Genomic DNA, 17,608 nt, shown 5'->3' with positions numbered 1-17,608 from the left:
TTAGTGATTGGCTTGATTAGTCACAGGCAAGGTTGCCATGGCATCAGAGACGTTTGGGGTTAAGAGTTCCACCAAGGATTGATCTTTAAGGTTGTGCTGGCCGCGGCTGACGACGACATCACCCGCGTTAATGCCTTTAATAATTTCCACGGTATCGCCTTGACGATAGCCTAAGGTCACTTGCCGACGAGCGGCCTTATTGTCGTTAATTACATAAATGGCTTGCTGATTATCTTGCTGAATAACCACATTAAATGGCACTAATACGGCATTGTTGCGGGTATCAAATTTAATCGACACCTTAGTAAACATGCCGGTTTTTAACTGACCGTCGGGATTTTTGACTCGTAAGGTTACTTTAAAGGTGCCATTGCTACTATCAATCACAGGGCTGATGCGCAGCACATCGGCGGCTATCTGAGTATTGGGGCTGTGGCTTGCCACTAATAGGGCTTCTTGCCCAAGTTGTAACTGACTCAGTTGCTGCTCAGGTAAATAGACGATGCCATGCAGTTCTGCTTGGCTAACAATATGAAATAGCGGATCAAATTCTCGCACCATATTGCCTTGCTTAACGTAACGAGCGGCAATGACTCCCTTAATTGGTGACAGGATTTGGCTTTCTTTGACTTGTAAGGCTGATAAATCTCGACGCGCTTTAGCGGCTTGCAAGTTATATTCAAGTTTTGCAAGGTTATCGGCGCTAATGTATTCCTGATTTTTCATCTGCTTTAAACGCTGTAATTCTTGTTCAATGATCAGCACTTCGGCATTGGTTCTATCTAATTCATACTGCTGACGCTCAGCATCTATGCTTGCGAGCAATTGTCCTTCTTCGACTAACATGCCTTCTTCAACCTTGATATTGGCAATGAGGCCAGCTACTCGTGTCAGTACCTTGGCTTCTTGCGGTGCTTCAAGGGTGGCGGTGGTATTGTAAAATGATGAAATATCGCCTTTGGTTGCCGTCATAGTTTCTACTGGCACGGCCTTATCTTTTTTTTGTTCTTCTTTTGGCGCTTCGGTGCACGCAATCAGGCCGATAACACAAGTAAGTAACATGCTGCGTTGAACAAGCTGTTGTAAATTCATGTTGATATCCATTTTAGTCAATTTTGGCATTGAATAAGCAGGAACTATGCCAATAATTAAATCCATTAAAACCATGTATTTATGTCTTTTTAGCAACAACACGAATGAATAGCTTATGTCAAATGTAGCGACTTTGTTGTTAATTTGGCGATTTTGACCAACATCTAGCTTGTTGTAAATATAAAAAAAGCGCCAAATGGCGCTTTTTGAATCAAGGGGGAAAGCTAGCGTTTATGCATAGGGACAAACGAACGCTCAACTTCACCTGTATATAATTGCCGTGGACGGCTAATTTTATGCCCTGGTTGGTCAAGCATTTCTTTCCAGTGAGCAATCCAGCCAACAGTGCGCGACAGGGCGAAAATCACTGTGAACATACTGGTTGGAATACCCATGGCTTTCATTATGATGCCTGAGTAAAAATCAACGTTAGGGTAGAGCTTCTTAGAGACGAAATAATCATCTTCTAAGGCAATACGCTCTAATTCCATGGCCACATCAAGTAATGGGTCGTTGAGTTTCAGCTCTTCTAATACTTCATGACAGGTTTCACGCATCACTTTCGCGCGCGGGTCAAAGTTCTTATAGACCCTATGACCAAAGCCCATTAAGCGGAATGGATCGTCCTTGTCTTTAGCGCGGGCGATAAATTCAGGAATGCGATCAACTGAACCAATTTCTTCAAGCATATTTAAGCAAGCTTCATTGGCGCCGCCGTGAGCAGGTCCCCATAGCGAGGCAATACCAGCCGCAATACACGCAAATGGGTTTGCCCCAGAAGAGCCCGCTAAACGTACGGTTGAGGTCGATGCATTTTGTTCATGATCGGCATGGAGCACAAAAATTCTGTCCATAGCGCGTTCAATAATGGGGTTTACTTTGTACTCTTCACAAGGCACAGCAAACATCATAGATAAGAAGTTACCGGCATAACTTAAGTCATTGCGCGGATAAACAAAGGGCTGGCCTACATGATACTTGTAACACATAGCGGCGATTGTCGGCATTTTCGAGATTAATCGATAAGCGGCAATACGGCGATGGCTTGGGTCATTAACATCTAATGAGTCTTGATAGAAAGCAGATAATGCCCCGGTAACACCACACAACATAGCCATAGGGTGCGCATCACGTCGAAAGCCTCTAAATAAGAAAGAAACTTGCTCGTGCACCATAGTATGGTTTTTGACGGTATGAGAGAAATCTTTAAATTGAGCAGGAGTCGGTAATTCTCCATATAACAATAAGTAACAGACATCGAGATAACTCGATTCTGTGGCCAATTGCGCTATGGGATAACCCCTATGAGTTAATACACCTAAATCGCCGTCGATATAGGTAATTGCTGATTCGCAGGAGGCTGTAGCGAGAAAACCTGGGTCAAAAGTAAAGTACCCTTTAGATCCCAGCTTGCTGATGTCGATGACATCAAAGCCAGCAGTTCCATGTTTCACTGGAAGTTCGATTGACTCGTTTCCAGGTAATTCCAATTTGGCTTTTAGATCAGCCATACCCCGTTCTCCTTAACTTACTTCATTCTTATATTGAGTGCGGCATGTCAAGCACATATTACATCACAGTTAATGTATATCACAATTCAATTTAAATAAGTGTTTTAATTTGTTAGACCTTGGTATATCGACCTCGATAATGTCAAGCGGGGTAAGGAGTTGTCAACATTACTCAAGCTTAACTCGATAGTTTTATTTGATTATTCATTGTGTGATGTTTGTATTTGACATTTCGCAAGAGTATACTTTGGGCACCTTTAAAGGTTGCAAACAACCCCATTTAAATATCATTATATTCACACCTTGGGTAAAATGTTTTTAATAGGTAATGCGTTTGTTTTGGAGCTTCGTATAGAGTCATGCAGCTAATCAAGAAGCAACATTACACCCTGATGTTACTGCTTGAATGTATGTTAATTTTCTGTGCGATATGAATAATAAAAATTGCTCAATGGAGCTGAGTGAGCAGAACGTGAAAAACCAAAGACCCGTCAATCTAGATTTGCAGACTATTCGCTTTCCGGCGACTGCTATTGCGTCAATCGTGCACCGTATTTCCGGTGTGATCATGCTATTTGCCATTGCTATTTTGCTCTACCTGTTAAATGCATCGCTTGCATCTAGCCAAGGTTTTGCTGAGGTTCAAGCTTGGTTTAGTTCTCCTTTCATTAAATTTATTATCTGGGGCATTCTCACTGCGCTTGGTTATCACTTGTTGGCGGGTATTCGTCACTTAGTGATGGACACTGGCCGTTGGGAAGAGCTGGATTCAGGCTCAGCTTCTGCCAAAGCGGTGTTTGTTATCGCGGCAGTCTTGTCTGTGTTAGCAGGAGTATGGATATGGTAACTAACGCTGCAAGCTTTGGGCGCAGTGGCGTTCATGATTTCATCATGATCCGTGCCAGCGCGGTCGTGTTAGCCAGTTATGCCATTTTTCTAGTGGGATTTTTAGCGTTAGCGGCGCCTTTAACCTTCGAGGTATGGCACGGCTTATTTTCGACCCTACCCATGAAGATTTATACCTTAGTCGCTTTAGTCGCGTTATTAATCCATGCCTGGATTGGTACTTGGCAAGTATTGACCGATTACATTAAATGCACTGCGCTGCGCGGAGTGTTGCAATTTGTCTTTGTCGTGGCTGCATTCTCCTATTTAGCCGCTGGCTTAATCATTGTATGGGGTGTCTAAGTGAATATTCCAGTTCGTGAATTTGATGCAGTCGTCATCGGCGCCGGTGGCGCAGGGATGCGAGCGGCGTTGCAAATATCTAAAGAAGGTAAGAGCTGCGCGCTGTTATCTAAAGTATTCCCAACCCGCTCTCATACTGTTTCTGCTCAAGGTGGCATCACTGTCGCCTTAGGTAATGCTCATGAAGATCATTGGGAAGAGCATATGTACGATACCGTTAAAGGTTCCGACTTTATCGGTGACCAAGACGCCATCGAATTTATGTGTCAAACCGGCCCTGAAGCCATTATTGAGCTTGAGCACATGGGCTTGCCATTTTCGCGTTTTGAAAACGGAACGATTTACCAGCGTCCCTTTGGTGGACAGTCACGTAACTTTGGTGGCGAGCAAGCGGCGCGCACGGCAGCGGCTGCAGACCGCACAGGTCATGCGTTGTTGCACTGCTTGTATCAACAAAACGTTAAGCATAAAACCGATGTGTATTCAGAGTGGTACGCGTTAGATTTAGTTAAAAATGCTGACGGCGCGATTGTGGGTTGTACTGCCATTGAAATTGAAACTGGCGACATAGTCTATTTCAAAGCTAAGGCTACTATTTTAGCCACAGGTGGTGCAGGCCGTATTTATGCCTCAACTACCAACGCTCATATCAATACAGGTGATGGTGTTGGCATGGCAATGCGCGCTGGCGTGCAAATGCAAGACATGGAAATGTGGCAGTTCCACCCAACCGGTATTGCTGGTGCTGGGGTGTTAGTGACTGAAGGTTGCCGCGGTGAGGGCGGGTATCTGCTCAATAAAAACGGCGAGCGCTTTATGGAGCGCTATGCACCCAATGCCAAAGATTTAGCGGGTCGCGACGTTGTTGCCCGCTCCATGATGACTGAAATCCGTGAAGGTCGCGGCTTAGATGGTCCGTTAGGCCCCCATTGCTTGCTGAAACTCGATCACTTAGGTAAAGAAACCTTAGAAGCGCGTTTACCAGGCGTGTGTGAATTATCTCGTACTTTCGCGCATATTGACCCCGCTGATGGCCCAATCCCAGTATTGCCAACCTGTCACTACATGATGGGCGGTCTTCCGACTAAAGTGAGTGGTCAGGTCATTCGTAAGAATGAAGATGGCAGCGAGCAAGATGTCATTGGCTTGCTTGCGGTCGGTGAAATTGCTTGTGTGTCTGTGCATGGTGCTAACCGTTTAGGCGGTAATTCATTGCTTGATTTAGTGGTCTTTGGCCGCGCAGCAGGGCAGCATTTAGGTAAGGTATTGGATCAAACGCCTAATCCTAAAGCGGCCACTGATGCTGAAATTCAAGCATCGCTTGCACGCCTAAATCGTTGGGAAAGTAATAAAGACGGTGAAGACCCAGCGCAAATCCGTAAGGACTTGCAACTGTGTATGCAGCTAAATTTCTCGGTGTTCAGAAGTGGCGATGCCATGGCTGAAGGCTTAGAGCAATTAAAAGCCATCAGTAAGCGTTTAGATAATGCCAAACTGTCGGACAATTCACGGGAATTTAATACCCAGCGCATCGAATGTTTAGAGCTGGATAACTTAATGGCGACCGCGATTGCGACGGCTTATGCCGCTAACTATCGCACAGAGAGCCGCGGCGCTCATTCACGCGAAGATTATCTTGAGCGTGATGATGACAATTGGTTATGTCACAGTTTATTTGACCCTGTCACTACCCAAATGATGCGTCGTGAAGTCAATATGGCACCGATTCATCGGGCAGCCTTCCCACCGAAGAAGCGTACTTACTAAGGAGCTATCAGGATGAAATTGGAATTCTCCATTTATAGATATAATCCTGATGTGGATACTAAACCACATATGCAGGATTTCAGCCTCACGGTGGAAGACGGCACAGATATGATGGTGCTAGATGCTTTGATGAAGCTTAAAGAGCAGGACACCACCTTGGTGTTTCGCCGCTCGTGCCGTGAAGGCGTGTGTGGTTCTGATGGCATTAACATGAATGGTAAGAATGGCTTAGCTTGTATTACGCCAGTATCAACCTTCAAGGGTAAGAAACTGATTATTCGCCCACTGCCTGGCATGCCGGTAGTTCGCGACTTGGTGGTTGATTTATCTCAGTTCTACAAGCAATACGAGAAGATTAAGCCGTATCTTATCAATGATGGTCAAAAACCTGCCCGCGAAAACCTGCAATCCCCTGAGCAACGTGAACATTTAGATGGTTTGTATGAATGTATTATGTGCGCGTGTTGCTCAACAGCCTGCCCATCTTTCTGGTGGAATCCTGATAAGTTCGTGGGTCCGAGCGGTTTATTGCATGCCTATCGCTTCTTGATTGATAGCCGCGATACCGCCACCGAGCAGCGTTTGTCGGAACTTGATGATGCTTATAGCGTGTTCCGCTGCCATGGCATTATGAATTGTGTGGATGTGTGCCCTAAAGGATTAAATCCGACTAAGGCCATAGGTCATATCAAATCAATGCTGCTGCAACGGGCGGTTTAGATGCAAGTTACTGAGCTAACAATTATAATGGCCTAACTCTTTGAGAGTCATCATCATATTGGTGATGACTCTTTTATATAATGGCTATCAAAATACCGTCATTCTGGGTTATAAGACGGTAGTGACAGGGAATAATTTCATCGAAATACTCCCAAATACTATGGCTAAGCAAGTGTATGCACCTAATACGCAATGCCTAGGCGGAGTTGGTTGAATAGGACATCAAGTTTTCCAAGGACTCAGATGTGACCTTATCGCAAAAACACCGGCAGTCAGTTTGCAGTTGAGGGTCAAAGTTTGAAAGGAATAGCAATGCACCAAGGCGTCATGAAAGCTTGGCTCGACTCGTCTCATCTAAGTGGTGCTAACAGCACTTATATTGAAGCGATGTACGAAGCCTACCAAGAAGATCCCCAATCAGTGACCGACGATTGGCGTGAGGTTTTTGATAAGCTCCCTCCGGTCAACGGTTCCGGCAGTGCTGCCCCAGAAATCTCTCATTCTAAAATGCGAGAATATTTCAAATCATTGGCCCAAGAGCGGCGAGTGGGCGGCGGTAGCATGGTGTCTGATCCGCAATTAGATGCTAAGCAAGTTAAAGTACTGCAACTTATTAATGCGCATCGATTCCGTGGCCATCAAAACGCTAATCTCGATCCATTAGGATTATGGCAGCGTGAGTCAGTGAAAGAACTCGACCCACAGCATCACGGTTTAGATGCCGACGATTTACTGCGCAGCTTTAATACTGGCTCTTTTGCCCATGGCGGCCAAACCATGTTGCTCAAAGACTTGGTGGCAGCGCTCAAGCAAACCTATTGCGGCAGTATTGGTGCGGAATATATGCATATTACCGATACCGATGAGAAGCGTTGGATCCAGCAATATTTGGAACCGACCTTAGGCCGAGTTTCTCTTGATGAAGCCAATAAAGTTCGCATTCTACAAGGCTTAAACGCAGTAGAAGGCCTAGAGAAATATTTAGGCGCCAAATTTCCAGGTGCTAAACGCTTCTCCCTTGAAGGCGGCGATGCACTAGTACCTATGCTGCGTGAGATTTTGTATCGCGCTGGCGAATCAGGTACCAAAGAAATCGTGGTTGGTATGGCGCACCGTGGTCGTCTTAACGTATTAGTTAACGTGCTCGGTAAGCGTCCTGCAGAATTATTTAATGAGTTCGCGGGTAAGCATAACGACAGCTTAGGCAGCGGCGATGTGAAATATCACCAAGGCTTCTCGGCCGATTTCTCAACTCCTGGCGGTGATATACATTTAGCGCTGGCGTTTAACCCATCGCATCTTGAAATTGTTAACCCTGTGGTGATGGGCTCAGTGCGCGCGCGTCAAGACCGCCGTGGTTGCAGCGATGGCCGTCAAGTCATGCCAATCACCATTCATGGTGACTCAGCCATTACTGGCCAAGGCATAGTGCAAGAGACATTTAACATGTCGCAAACCCGCGGTTTCTCAGTGGGTGGAAGTATCCGTATTGTTATCAATAACCAAGTAGGCTTTACCACCTCTAATCATCAAGACGTTCGCTCGACAGAATATTGTACTGACATCGCCAAAATGGTGCAGGCACCGATATTCCATGTGAATGCTGACGATCCTGAAGCTGTGGCCTTTATCGCTAAATTGGCGGTAGATTATCGCAACGAGTTTAAGCGCGATGTCGTCATTGATTTAGTGTGTTATCGCCGTCATGGCCATAACGAAGCTGATGAGCCAAGTGCGACTCAGCCACTGATGTATTCAAAAATTAAGAAGCATCCAACCCCGCGTAAGCTCTATGCTGACAAGCTGATTGCTGAAAAAACCTTAGCGGCCGATGATGTGACGGCTATGGTGAACAATTATCGCGACGCCTTAGATCACGGTGATTGCGTGGTGCCCGAGTGGCGCCCTATGACCATACAAAATGCCGATTGGTCACCTTATATAGGTAATGATTGGGACGTAGCTTATACGCCAGAATATGCGCTTGATAAGCTGACTAAACTGGCGCACAGCATCAGTTATGTACCAAGCAATCATCCTATGCACGCACGGGTTGATAAGATTTATCAAGACCGTTTAGCTATGGCCAATGGCGAGAAACTCCTCGATTGGGGCTTTGCTGAAACCTTAGCTTACGCCACCATTTTGACCTCAGGTAATCGCGTGCGCTTAACCGGTCAAGATTCAGGTCGCGGTACCTTCTTCCATCGCCATGCTGTGCTGCACAACCAAACCGATGGCAGTACCTATTTACCGCTGCGTCACTTAAGTGATGACCAAGGCGCCATTAACATTACTGACTCAGTATTATCTGAAGCCTCAGTATTGGCGTTTGAATACGGTTATGCCACCGCAGAACCTACGGGCTTAACCATTTGGGAAGCGCAGTTTGGTGACTTCGTTAACTGTGCTCAAGTAGTGATTGACCAGTTCTTATCGTCTGGTGAGCAAAAGTGGGGTCGTTTATGCGGCTTAACTATGCTGTTGCCCCATGGGTATGAAGGTCAAGGCCCTGAGCATTCGAGCGCCCGTTTAGAGCGTTTCTTGCAACTGTGCGCCAACCATAATATGCAAGTGTGCGTGCCATCAACGCCAGCGCAGGTGTATCACATGCTGCGTCGACAAGTGGTGCGGCCAATGCGTCGTCCATTAGTGGTTATGTCTCCTAAGTCTTTGCTGCGTCATCCCATGGCCGTATCAAGCTTAGAAGAACTGGCTAATGGTCACTTCCAAAATATTATTGGTGAAATTGATGATCTTGATCCAAAAGGCGTCGATCGCGTAGTGTTCTGTAGCGGTAAGGTGTATTTCGAATTACTTGATCGCCGCCGTAAAGAGCAGCTTACTAATGTTGCCATTATCCGTATTGAACAGTTATATCCGTTCCCGCATGATGAAATTCAGGCGGAATTACAACGCTATAGCCATGTGACTGATTTTATTTGGTGTCAGGAAGAACCACAAAATCAGGGCGCTTGGTATTGCAGTCAACACCATTTTTGGGCCGCCATTCCAGCGGGCTCAACCCTGACGTATGCCGGCCGTGAAGCCTCGGCCGCGCCTGCTTGTGGATATCCAGAATTGCATGCCCATCAGCAAGAAGCATTAGTCGTCAGCGCATTAAAGTTACCGTCATTGCCACATTTATAATAAGGATAAGGTTGCATGAGTATTGAAATTAAAGTCCCAGTCCTGCCGGAATCAGTGGCTGATGCGACAATTGCCACTTGGCATGTTAAGCCGGGCGAGCGCGTGAGTCGCGATCAACAGTTGGTGGATATTGAAACCGATAAAGTGGTGCTGGAAGTGGTTGCCCCAGAAGACGGTCAACTGTCTGAACTGCTGGCACAAGAAGGCGATACGGTTTTAGGTCAGCAAGTGATTGCCAACTTTGTGGCCAGTATTGTGGCTGGTCAAGAAGTGTCAAAATCTCAAGCCGAAGCTGTGACGGTAGACGCTGATGCTAATGATGCCCTGAGCCCATCTGTGCGCCGCTTGATTGCTGAGCATTCATTGAATGCCGCTGATATCAAGGGCACAGGTGTGGGTGGCCGTATCACTAAAGAAGATGTTGATGCCTTTGTTAAGCAAGCGTCAAAAGCCGCGCCTGTTGCTGCAGCGGTAAAAGCGCCAGTGGCACCTTTAGGTGTGCGCAGTGAAAAACGTGTTCCTATGACGCGTTTACGTAAAACCATTGCTAGCCGTTTGCTGGAAGCGAAAAACTCAACCGCTATGTTGACTACGTTTAACGAAGTTAACATGAAGCCTATCATGGACATCCGTAAGCAATATCAGGATGTGTTTGAGAAGCGTCATGGCATACGTTTAGGCTTTATGTCGTTTTATATCAAGGCCGTGACTGAAGCGCTGAAGCGCTACCCAGAAGTTAACGCGTCAATTGATGGTGATGATATTGTTTATCATAACTATTTTGATGTCAGCATTGCGGTGTCTACTCCAAGAGGCTTAGTAACGCCTGTGCTGCGCGATTGTGACAGCATGAGTTTGGCTGAGATTGAAAAGGCTGTGCGTGATTTAGCCCTTAAAGGCCGCGATGGCAAACTGACAGTTGAAGATATGACTGGCGGTAACTTCACCTTAACTAACGGTGGCGTGTTTGGTTCTTTAATGTCGACCCCGATTTTAAACTTGCCACAAAGCGCTATCTTAGGCATGCATGCCATTAAAGATCGCCCAATGGCGGTTAATGGACAGGTAGAAATTCTACCTATGATGTATCTGGCTCTGTCATACGATCACCGCATCATTGACGGCCGTGAATCTGTGGGCTTCTTGGTAACCATTAAGGAATTCCTCGAAGACCCAACTCGCTTGTTGCTGGATTTGTAAAATCCACAGCGCCCCCGCCTTCGGGCGGGATTCTCGTGGTCACTCGGTGTGAGTGATTGGAATTGATAAGACGTATATGGATAGAGCATCATGAATTTGCATGAGTATCAGGCGAAAGCCCTGTTTGCCGAGTACGGCCTGCCAGTCTCTGAAGGTGTTGCTTGTGACACTCCTCAGCAAGCTGTTGAAGCCGCAGGTCACATAGGTGGCAAAGTGTGGGTAGTTAAGTGTCAAGTTCATGCTGGTGGCCGCGGTAAGGCTGGTGGCGTGAAAGTGACTGGCGATAAAGAAGAAATCCGCGCTTTTGCTGAGCATTGGTTAGGTCGTAACCTAGTCACTTATCAGACTGATGAAGCGGGTCAGCCAGTGGCTAAAATTTTAGTTGAAAGCTGCACCGATATTGCCAACGAGCTGTATTTAGGCGCGGTAGTTGACCGTGCTAGCCGCCGTGTGGTGTTTATGGCATCAACTGAAGGTGGTGTGGATATTGAAAAGGTGGCTGAAGAGACACCTGAACTGATCCACAAAGCCATTATCGATCCGCTGGTAGGCGCTCAAGCTTTCCAAGCGCGTGACCTTGGCTTCAAACTTGGATTAAATCCAACCCAAATGAAGCAGTTCACTAAAATTTTCATGGGTTTAGCTGACATGTTCAGCCGTTATGATTTCGCTTTGTTAGAAATCAACCCATTAGTCATTACCACTGACGGTAATCTGCATTGCTTAGACGGTAAAATTGGTATTGATGGTAACGCTCTGTTCCGTCAACCAAAAATCCGTGACATGCACGACCCATCACAAGATGACGCCCGTGAAGCTCATGCGGCTAAGTTTGAACTTAACTATGTGGCATTAGATGGTAACGTCGGCTGTATGGTTAACGGCGCCGGTTTAGCTATGGGTACCATGGACATGGTTAACCTGCACGGCGGCAAGCCAGCTAACTTCTTAGATGTGGGCGGCGGCGCGACGAAAGAGCGCGTAGCTGAAGCTTTTAAGATCATCTTATCTGACTCTAACGTTAAAGCGGTTCTGGTAAACATTTTCGGCGGTATCGTGCGTTGTGACATGATTGCTGAAGGTATTATCGGCGCAGTGAAAGAAGTGGGCGTGAAAGTACCGGTTGTGGTTCGTTTAGAAGGTACCAATGCCGAATTAGGCCGTGGTGTGTTAGCCGAATCGGGTCTTGATATCATTGCAGCGACCAGTCTGACTGACGCGGCTCAGCAAGTAGTTAACGCTGCGGAGGGCAAATAATGTCTGTATTAATTAATAAAAATACCAAGGTGATCTGTCAGGGTTTTACTGGCGGCCAAGGTACTTTCCACTCTGAGCAAGCGATTGCTTACGGCACTCAGATGGTAGGCGGTGTGTCTCCTGGTAAAGGCGGTCAAACCCATTTAGGTCTGCCAGTCTTTAATACCGTTAAAGATGCGGTAGCGGCTACTGGCGCGACTGCGTCAGTTATCTATGTTCCAGCGCCATATTGTAAAGATGCCATTTTAGAAGCCATTGATTCAGGTATTGAATTAATTGTGTGTATCACTGAAGGCATTCCAACATTAGATATGCTGGACGTTAAAGTGAAGCTGGAAGAAACGGGCGTGCGCATGATTGGCCCTAACTGCCCAGGCGTTATTACTCCCGGTGAATGTAAGATTGGTATTATGCCTGGTCACATTCATAAGCCAGGTAAAGTCGGTATTGTATCGCGCTCAGGCACCTTAACCTATGAAGCGGTAAAGCAAACTACCGATGAAGGTTTTGGTCAGTCAACGTGCGTAGGTATTGGCGGCGACCCAATTCCAGGTACTAACTTTATCGACGTATTGGAAATGTTCCAAAACGACCCTAAAACCGAAGCCATTGTGATGATTGGTGAAATTGGTGGTACTGCAGAAGAAGAAGCTGCGGCTTATATTAAAGCTCACGTGACTAAGCCTGTGGTGTCTTACATTGCCGGTGTTACTGCACCAGCAGGTAAGCGTATGGGTCATGCTGGCGCTATTATCGCTGGCGGTAAAGGCACAGCAGCTGACAAGTTTGCAGCGTTAGAAGCGGCTGGTGTTACTACCGTGCGCTCATTAGCCGATATCGGCAAAGCCTTACGTCAACGTACTGGTTGGTAAGTCTTAATCGTTAATTAGGCGCCTGCGGGCGCCTTTTTTATTGGGTTTTATCATAATGTCGGTTGTTTCTATTATTGCGCCATTGTTAGTGATTGCCATTCTTGGCTATGGTGCAAGTCGCAGTCAGTGGTTTAGCCGCGAGCAAATCAATGGTATTAGTCAGTTTGCTTTTTATTTGTGTATTCCCGCTTTGCTGTTTAGCACTATGTGGCAAGTACCATTATCACAAAGCTTAAATGCTACTGTATTGCTCGCGTTTTATATCCCAGTAGTGAGTTGTTTTTTAGTGGTGCTGGCTTTTGGCCATTGGTATTTACAGCGCCCTTGGGCCAAGTGTGCTGTGATGGCGTTAAGTGGCAGTTATTCCAATTGTTTATTAGTGGGATTACCTGTGATAGTGGCCGCCTTTGGTGAGGCACAAATGGCGCGGGTGTTTATTATCATCACCTTTCATAGCGCCATCTTATTTAGTTTAACCTTGGCGTTTGGCGGGCAAGGGGGGCGCAGGCAAGCGCTTAAGGATTTATTCGTAAATCCAGTGATCTTAAGTATTGGTTTAGGCTTACTGGCCAATGTTTTGGCTGTGCCTATGCCAAGTGTGGCGAAGGCGTCATTATCTATGCTGGCAACCCCAGCCATTACCTGCGCCTTATTTGTGCTTGGCGCAAATTTACATTATTACCGCCTAAACACCAGTTGGGTGCCCGCGCTTGGTTTAGCCTTAGTTAAATTACTGCTGTTACCTGCCATGGTGTTTGCTTGTGGCCACGCCTTGGGGTTAAGTGAACTTGATATTGCTGTGACTGTGTTATTAGCCGCTTCACCACTTGGGGTTAATGCCTACTTAATCGCGGTGAAATTACAACAAGACGCAGATATCACCGCTAGCAGCGTAGTGATTTCTAGTGGTTTATCGGCCTTGTCTGTGGCATCTTGGTTATCTTTACTCACTTAGCTCGGAGCCTAAGATATGTTAGTGACCACCAGTGAACGCCTGATCATTCGCCAATTTAATGAAGCCGATATTGAAGCCTTATTTATGATGAATGCCCGCACTGAAATGCTTACCTATATTCCTACGGTTCCTTTTACTGACATTGCTCAGGCTGAAAGCCTGCTTAAGCATGTGGTGTATGCTGACTATCGCAAACACGGCTTTGGCCGCTGGGCGGTGGAGCTTAAAGACAGCGGTGAGGTGATAGGTTTTTGTGGCCCCAAATACTTACCCGAATTTGAACAGGTAGAAATTGGTTATCGTTATTTTCCCGAATATTGGGGGCAGGGCATAGGTACCGAAGCTGCCAAAGCGGTAGCGGATATTTGTCATCCGCGCTTTAAAATTAAGGAGCTTATCGCCTTGATTTTGCCCGGCAATATAGGCTCTGAGCGCGTTGCCAAGCATATCGGCATGACCTTGCAGCAACAACAAGACTTTATGGGGCATAAGGTGAATCAGTTTTATAAGCGCTTAGATAGCTCATCATAAAGACGGCTTGATAACACCTTTTAATTACTGCAACAAAAAGCCCTAGCATTAGGGCTTTTTGTTAGATTTATAATCGCACTCAAAGCTGTTTCTTATCAGCTAGATAAAAAATGTGTCCCACCCGATCTACAGCCATCATCCAAATCCCTGCTACTTACATTAGCTAACGCTGATCTATATCACAGACAGTGCAGCGTTTCACCTCTACAATTCGCGCCCTTTTAATACAGACAGATTCACCAAGAAAATATGCAAATAGCAGTCTTTCTACTGGTGACAGGGATAGTTTTTTCCAGTTTTCAAATTTTGGCGTCCGGATTTCAGCGTAAATCACTTAACAGCGCCATTGCGGCTAACGTGGTAGCCACTCCGGCTATGGATAAACAAGCTATGGCAATTTTGGCGAGTTTCAAACCTAATAAGCGCCAAGAACAAGCCCGAGCGATTATGCATGATGGCAGCGTGATTTTGCCTACTCAATGCAACAATCACAGTTGCAGCTTTGAGCTTGATACTCGTGAGGTCAAGTTTGTGGTGCACACCCATGTTAAATGCAGCAATCCTAACCAAGGTGTCGCTAAGCTCATCACTCAAAGTCGCGAATTGCCAGGGCCTGGAGATCATGCTTTTTTGGTGTTAGGTAATGCGCCCAATTACTTTCAAACCCCTAAGGGTAATGTGCGAGTGCTTGAATACCGCGACGGCGAATATCGCCTGCGTACGGTTTATGGTGATGATGCGTCTGAGCGCAAATGGCAGCCTTATGCGGGGGATCCGTCAATATCAGACATTAAGCGTGCTTTGCGCCAAAGCTGATATGTACTGCTAATAAATCTTGCCGCCACCGCTATGAGTCCAAGGGTGATAGTTTCAAAAACGAAAAAAGCCCTAAGAGTAGGGCTTTTTAGTGACTGCGTTCGCGAGCGTCTAGTGGCTAGATGCTTGCTTAGCTGTCGGCATGATCGCACTCATCGTTAGTGCATACGCCGTATAAGTATAAGCTGTGGTTAGTCAGCTTAATATTATGCTTAGTAGCGATCTCGTGTTGACGACGCTCAATCATTTCATCAGAAAATTCAATAACTTTGCCGCAAGTCAGACACACGAGATGATCATGATGATGTTGGCTGGATAATTCAAATACTGCCTTGCCACTTTCAAAGTGATGACGCGTTACTATGCCGGCATCATCAAATTGGTTCAGTACACGATAGACAGTGGCTAAACCAATTTCTTCGCCAATTTCTAATAACTTTTTATAGAGATCTTCGGCACTGATGTGTTGATTTTCTGGTGCTTGCATCAATTCCAGGATCTTGACACGTGGCAGGGTGATTTTAAGACCCGCTTTCTTCAGCGCTAAATTTCCATCTGTCATTATAAATCTCTTGATTGCAGAACCGAAAAAGGCTCATTTGTCATGTATGCTCGCCATTATATGTGCTTGGCCTGCAAACTTAAACCTTTGTTATTCTTTTATCCATGATTCCTTGAAGGCGCGCTTAAGCTGGCTCTGGATAATGGGCTCTGCGACTTAGGTGGCATTGTTCAATTGGCGCTATTCGCGGCATACTGATAGTGGATTTTATTGGTTAGCATCGAAGGAATGGCCTATGTATCAACGCATAGTTATTTTGACTGGCGCGGGGATTTCCGCGGAGTCTGGAGTAAAAACCTTTCGGGATGAGGACGGCTTGTGGGAATCGCATCCCATTGAGGATGTCGCGACCCCTGAAGGTTACGCGGCAAACCCTACATTAGTGGAAGATTTTTATAATGCCCGCTGGCAACAGCTCATTAATGAGGGCATTAGTGCCAATGCGGCCCATGTGGCGCTGGCAACTCTTGAGCAGTCACAGCAAGTGGAGTTGTTTTTGGTGACTCAAAATATCGACAATCTCCATGAGAAGGGCGGCAGTCGTAAGTTACTGCATATGCATGGTGAATTAAGTAAAGGGCGCTGTCCGCGTAGCCAGCAGACATTTATGCTGACCGAAGCTTTAGGGCCCGACAATGTGTGTACTTGTTGTATCCCAGCGCAAAAATTGCGCCCGCATGTAGTGTGGTTTGGTGAGATGCCTATAGGTATGGATAAAATCCATCAGGCCCTTAGTCAGTGTGATGTGTTTATTGCGATTGGCACTTCTGGCTCTGTCTATCCCGCCGCCGGTTTTGTGGATATCGCCAATCAAGTGGGCGCGTTAACCGTGAATGTGAATTTGGCGCCGCGGGATCCTCATTGCCAGTTTCAATACCATTGGCAAGGCAAGGCAAGTGAGCGCGTACCTGCACTGGTGAACGCTATTTTAGCTGGACAATCCATAGCTCATGACTAATCATCGCTGCGTTGGTATTTTGCATGATTAGTGATGGATGTAAGTAATGAGATTGACCGATATTCTTAAGCCGCCAGAGGATACTGCTCTGCCACGTATTGCGATTATTATGCGCGGCCTGCCAGGCAGTGGTAAATCTTATTGGGTTGAGGCATTTATTGCCGCCCAATCACCAGCAATGGCTGAGTTTATTCGCCACTATGGCCTGTGTTCGACCGACAGTTATTTTATCACCAATGGCGTGTATCGCTTTAATCGCACTAAGTTAGCTGAGTATCATCAACGAAATCTCACCCAGTTCATTATGGCCTTGGCCAAACAGCAAGGGACTGTGATTTGTGATAACACTAACTTAGCCCAGTGGGAATATATGGCTTATGATACTGCCGCTCGCGCCTTAGGTTATCAAGTGCGCACTGTGTTAATCGGCAATCCCATGGATAAAGCGCATCAACAAGTGTGTGCCGAGCGTAATCGCCATGGTGTAAGCTTGGCAGACATTGAGCGTATGGCGCGCCAATTTCAAGCCGATGAATGAATGGTTTGCTCATCGCGAGTAAGCTAAGCCTTCATTGCTATTTAACCCCTGATCAACGATACACAAGGAGATGTTATGTTCAGTCATATTATGTTGGGTGCTAACGATATCAAGCTTTCAAAAAAGTTTTACGATGCCGTGTTTGCGACCTTAGGTTATGGCGCAGGTCATATCGATGATAAAGGCCGCTGCGTGTATCGTAATGACAATGGGGTGTTTGCTATCACTAAGCCAATTAATGGTGACAAGGCGTGTCATGGCAATGGCAGTACCATAGGTTTTAGTGCAACCTCGGTTGAGGCAGTGCATGCGTGGCACGCAGCAGGCGTTGCTAATGGTGGCACTTCTTGTGAAGAGCCTCCTGGAATGCGTGAAACCCCGTTTGGACCTCTATGCCTAGCGTATTTACGCGATCCCGATGGCAATAAATTATGTGCCTTATATCGCCAAGGCTAATGTCATTTTGATTTGAGTTTGATCTTAACCCTTGA

The 17,608-nt window shown here is 46.3% G+C and carries 17 protein-coding genes; 14 read left to right on the top strand and 3 right to left on the bottom strand.

All coding sequences use genetic code 11. The annotated features are described in order from the left end of the window. Both FJQ87_RS12605 and FJQ87_RS12600 read right to left on the bottom strand, forming a co-directional pair. The gene (locus FJQ87_RS12605) at nucleotides 1-1,062 is read right to left on the bottom strand and encodes an efflux RND transporter periplasmic adaptor subunit (RefSeq protein WP_240778923.1); all 1,062 of its coding nucleotides are present in this window, start codon (nucleotides 1,060-1,062) and stop codon (nucleotides 1-3) included. Nucleotides 1,063-1,316: 254 nt separating this feature from the next. After that, nucleotides 1,317-2,603: a citrate synthase gene (locus FJQ87_RS12600; protein WP_140932926.1), complete on the bottom strand. Its 1,287-nt coding sequence runs from the start codon at nucleotides 2,601-2,603 to the stop codon at nucleotides 1,317-1,319. Between the two features lie 451 nt (nucleotides 2,604-3,054). Here FJQ87_RS12600 and sdhC point away from each other — a divergent pair, with 451 nt between their 5' ends. The 11 genes from sdhC (at nucleotide 3,055) to FJQ87_RS12545 (ending at nucleotide 15,059) form a co-directional block, all read left to right on the top strand. After that, a complete protein-coding gene (gene sdhC / locus FJQ87_RS12595; RefSeq protein WP_140934109.1) occupies nucleotides 3,055-3,450 on the top strand; it encodes a succinate dehydrogenase cytochrome b556 subunit in 396 nt (131 codons plus the stop codon). Then, nucleotides 3,444-3,791 (top strand): succinate dehydrogenase, hydrophobic membrane anchor protein, encoded by a 348-nt coding sequence (gene sdhD / locus FJQ87_RS12590; RefSeq protein WP_140932925.1) that lies wholly within the window; start codon nucleotides 3,444-3,446, stop codon nucleotides 3,789-3,791. Before sdhC ends, sdhD begins: the two co-directional genes overlap by 7 nt. After that, a complete protein-coding gene (gene sdhA, locus FJQ87_RS12585; RefSeq protein WP_140932924.1) occupies nucleotides 3,792-5,558 on the top strand; it encodes a succinate dehydrogenase flavoprotein subunit in 1,767 nt (588 codons plus the stop codon). Between the two features lie 12 nt (nucleotides 5,559-5,570). Next, entirely contained in the window at nucleotides 5,571-6,278 is a 708-nt protein-coding gene (locus FJQ87_RS12580; protein ID WP_140932923.1) for a succinate dehydrogenase iron-sulfur subunit, read from the top strand. A gap of 312 nt (nucleotides 6,279-6,590) precedes the next feature. Continuing rightward, entirely contained in the window at nucleotides 6,591-9,428 is a 2,838-nt protein-coding gene (gene sucA / locus FJQ87_RS12575) for a 2-oxoglutarate dehydrogenase E1 component (protein WP_140932922.1), read from the top strand. A gap of 15 nt (nucleotides 9,429-9,443) precedes the next feature. After that, nucleotides 9,444-10,628 carry a 2-oxoglutarate dehydrogenase complex dihydrolipoyllysine-residue succinyltransferase gene (odhB, locus tag FJQ87_RS12570; RefSeq protein WP_140932921.1) on the top strand — a complete coding sequence of 395 codons (1,185 nt, stop codon included), beginning with the start codon at nucleotides 9,444-9,446 and terminating at the stop codon, nucleotides 10,626-10,628. Between the two features lie 90 nt (nucleotides 10,629-10,718). Beyond that, complete coding sequence (gene sucC / locus FJQ87_RS12565) at nucleotides 10,719-11,885, top strand: ADP-forming succinate--CoA ligase subunit beta (RefSeq protein ID WP_140932920.1); 1,167 nt, start codon at nucleotides 10,719-10,721, stop codon at nucleotides 11,883-11,885. Next, complete coding sequence (sucD, locus tag FJQ87_RS12560) at nucleotides 11,885-12,757, top strand: succinate--CoA ligase subunit alpha (RefSeq protein WP_140932919.1); 873 nt, start codon at nucleotides 11,885-11,887, stop codon at nucleotides 12,755-12,757. The genes sucC and sucD overlap by 1 nt, the downstream gene beginning before the upstream one ends. A 55-nt stretch (nucleotides 12,758-12,812) precedes the next feature. Beyond that, the gene (locus FJQ87_RS12555) at nucleotides 12,813-13,712 is read left to right on the top strand and encodes an AEC family transporter (protein ID WP_140932918.1); all 900 of its coding nucleotides are present in this window, start codon (nucleotides 12,813-12,815) and stop codon (nucleotides 13,710-13,712) included. Nucleotides 13,713-13,727: 15 nt separating this feature from the next. Continuing rightward, complete coding sequence (locus FJQ87_RS12550; RefSeq protein WP_140932917.1) at nucleotides 13,728-14,243, top strand: GNAT family N-acetyltransferase; 516 nt, start codon at nucleotides 13,728-13,730, stop codon at nucleotides 14,241-14,243. A 249-nt stretch (nucleotides 14,244-14,492) separates the two neighbouring features. Beyond that, complete coding sequence (locus FJQ87_RS12545; RefSeq protein WP_168195191.1) at nucleotides 14,493-15,059, top strand: hypothetical protein; 567 nt, start codon at nucleotides 14,493-14,495, stop codon at nucleotides 15,057-15,059. Between the two features lie 130 nt (nucleotides 15,060-15,189). Here FJQ87_RS12545 and fur read toward each other — a convergent pair whose 3' ends face one another. Further along, nucleotides 15,190-15,621, bottom strand: a complete 432-nt coding sequence (gene fur, locus FJQ87_RS12540) for a ferric iron uptake transcriptional regulator (protein ID WP_140932915.1) — start codon at nucleotides 15,619-15,621, stop codon at nucleotides 15,190-15,192. Between the two features lie 235 nt (nucleotides 15,622-15,856). Between fur and cobB the strand changes: the two genes are divergently transcribed. The 3 genes from cobB (at nucleotide 15,857) to FJQ87_RS12525 (ending at nucleotide 17,573) form a co-directional block, all read left to right on the top strand. Then, the gene (cobB, locus tag FJQ87_RS12535; RefSeq protein WP_140932914.1) at nucleotides 15,857-16,579 is read left to right on the top strand and encodes a Sir2 family NAD+-dependent deacetylase; all 723 of its coding nucleotides are present in this window, start codon (nucleotides 15,857-15,859) and stop codon (nucleotides 16,577-16,579) included. 46 nt (nucleotides 16,580-16,625) lie between these two features. Then, nucleotides 16,626-17,117 (top strand): AAA family ATPase, encoded by a 492-nt coding sequence (locus tag FJQ87_RS12530; RefSeq protein WP_140932913.1) that lies wholly within the window; start codon nucleotides 16,626-16,628, stop codon nucleotides 17,115-17,117. A 75-nt stretch (nucleotides 17,118-17,192) separates the two neighbouring features. Further along, entirely contained in the window at nucleotides 17,193-17,573 is a 381-nt protein-coding gene (locus tag FJQ87_RS12525; protein WP_140932912.1) for a VOC family protein, read from the top strand. Nucleotides 17,574-17,608 lie beyond the last annotated feature (35 nt).

This window comes from Shewanella sp. SNU WT4 (genome assembly GCF_006494715.1).
Classification (GTDB): domain Bacteria; phylum Pseudomonadota; class Gammaproteobacteria; order Enterobacterales; family Shewanellaceae; genus Shewanella.
The sequence above is the reverse complement of the archived record's forward strand: the minus strand, read 5'-3'. Positions and strand labels throughout refer to the sequence as shown.

What these genes read in the sequence shown, in the direction of transcription:
- FJQ87_RS12555 (WP_140932918.1), top strand. Translation starts at nt 12,813, where the DNA reads ATGTCGGTTGTTTCTATTATTGCGCCATTGTTAGTGATTGCCATTCTT.
- FJQ87_RS12525 (WP_140932912.1), top strand. Translation starts at nt 17,193, where the DNA reads ATGTTCAGTCATATTATGTTGGGTGCTAACGATATCAAGCTTTCAAAA.
- cobB (WP_140932914.1), top strand. Translation starts at nt 15,857, where the DNA reads ATGTATCAACGCATAGTTATTTTGACTGGCGCGGGGATTTCCGCGGAG.
- fur (WP_140932915.1), bottom strand. Translation starts at nt 15,621, where the DNA reads ATGACAGATGGAAATTTAGCGCTGAAGAAAGCGGGTCTTAAAATCACC.
- FJQ87_RS12530 (WP_140932913.1), top strand. Translation starts at nt 16,626, where the DNA reads ATGAGATTGACCGATATTCTTAAGCCGCCAGAGGATACTGCTCTGCCA.
- FJQ87_RS12605 (WP_240778923.1), bottom strand. Translation starts at nt 1,062, where the DNA reads ATGTTACTTACTTGTGTTATCGGCCTGATTGCGTGCACCGAAGCGCCA.
- sdhD (WP_140932925.1), top strand. Translation starts at nt 3,444, where the DNA reads ATGGTAACTAACGCTGCAAGCTTTGGGCGCAGTGGCGTTCATGATTTC.
- FJQ87_RS12580 (WP_140932923.1), top strand. Translation starts at nt 5,571, where the DNA reads ATGAAATTGGAATTCTCCATTTATAGATATAATCCTGATGTGGATACT.
- FJQ87_RS12550 (WP_140932917.1), top strand. Translation starts at nt 13,728, where the DNA reads ATGTTAGTGACCACCAGTGAACGCCTGATCATTCGCCAATTTAATGAA.
- odhB (WP_140932921.1), top strand. Translation starts at nt 9,444, where the DNA reads ATGAGTATTGAAATTAAAGTCCCAGTCCTGCCGGAATCAGTGGCTGAT.
- FJQ87_RS12600 (WP_140932926.1), bottom strand. Translation starts at nt 2,603, where the DNA reads ATGGCTGATCTAAAAGCCAAATTGGAATTACCTGGAAACGAGTCAATC.
- sucA (WP_140932922.1), top strand. Translation starts at nt 6,591, where the DNA reads ATGCACCAAGGCGTCATGAAAGCTTGGCTCGACTCGTCTCATCTAAGT.
- sucC (WP_140932920.1), top strand. Translation starts at nt 10,719, where the DNA reads ATGAATTTGCATGAGTATCAGGCGAAAGCCCTGTTTGCCGAGTACGGC.
- sucD (WP_140932919.1), top strand. Translation starts at nt 11,885, where the DNA reads ATGTCTGTATTAATTAATAAAAATACCAAGGTGATCTGTCAGGGTTTT.
- sdhC (WP_140934109.1), top strand. Translation starts at nt 3,055, where the DNA reads ATGGAGCTGAGTGAGCAGAACGTGAAAAACCAAAGACCCGTCAATCTA.
- FJQ87_RS12545 (WP_168195191.1), top strand. Translation starts at nt 14,493, where the DNA reads ATGCAAATAGCAGTCTTTCTACTGGTGACAGGGATAGTTTTTTCCAGT.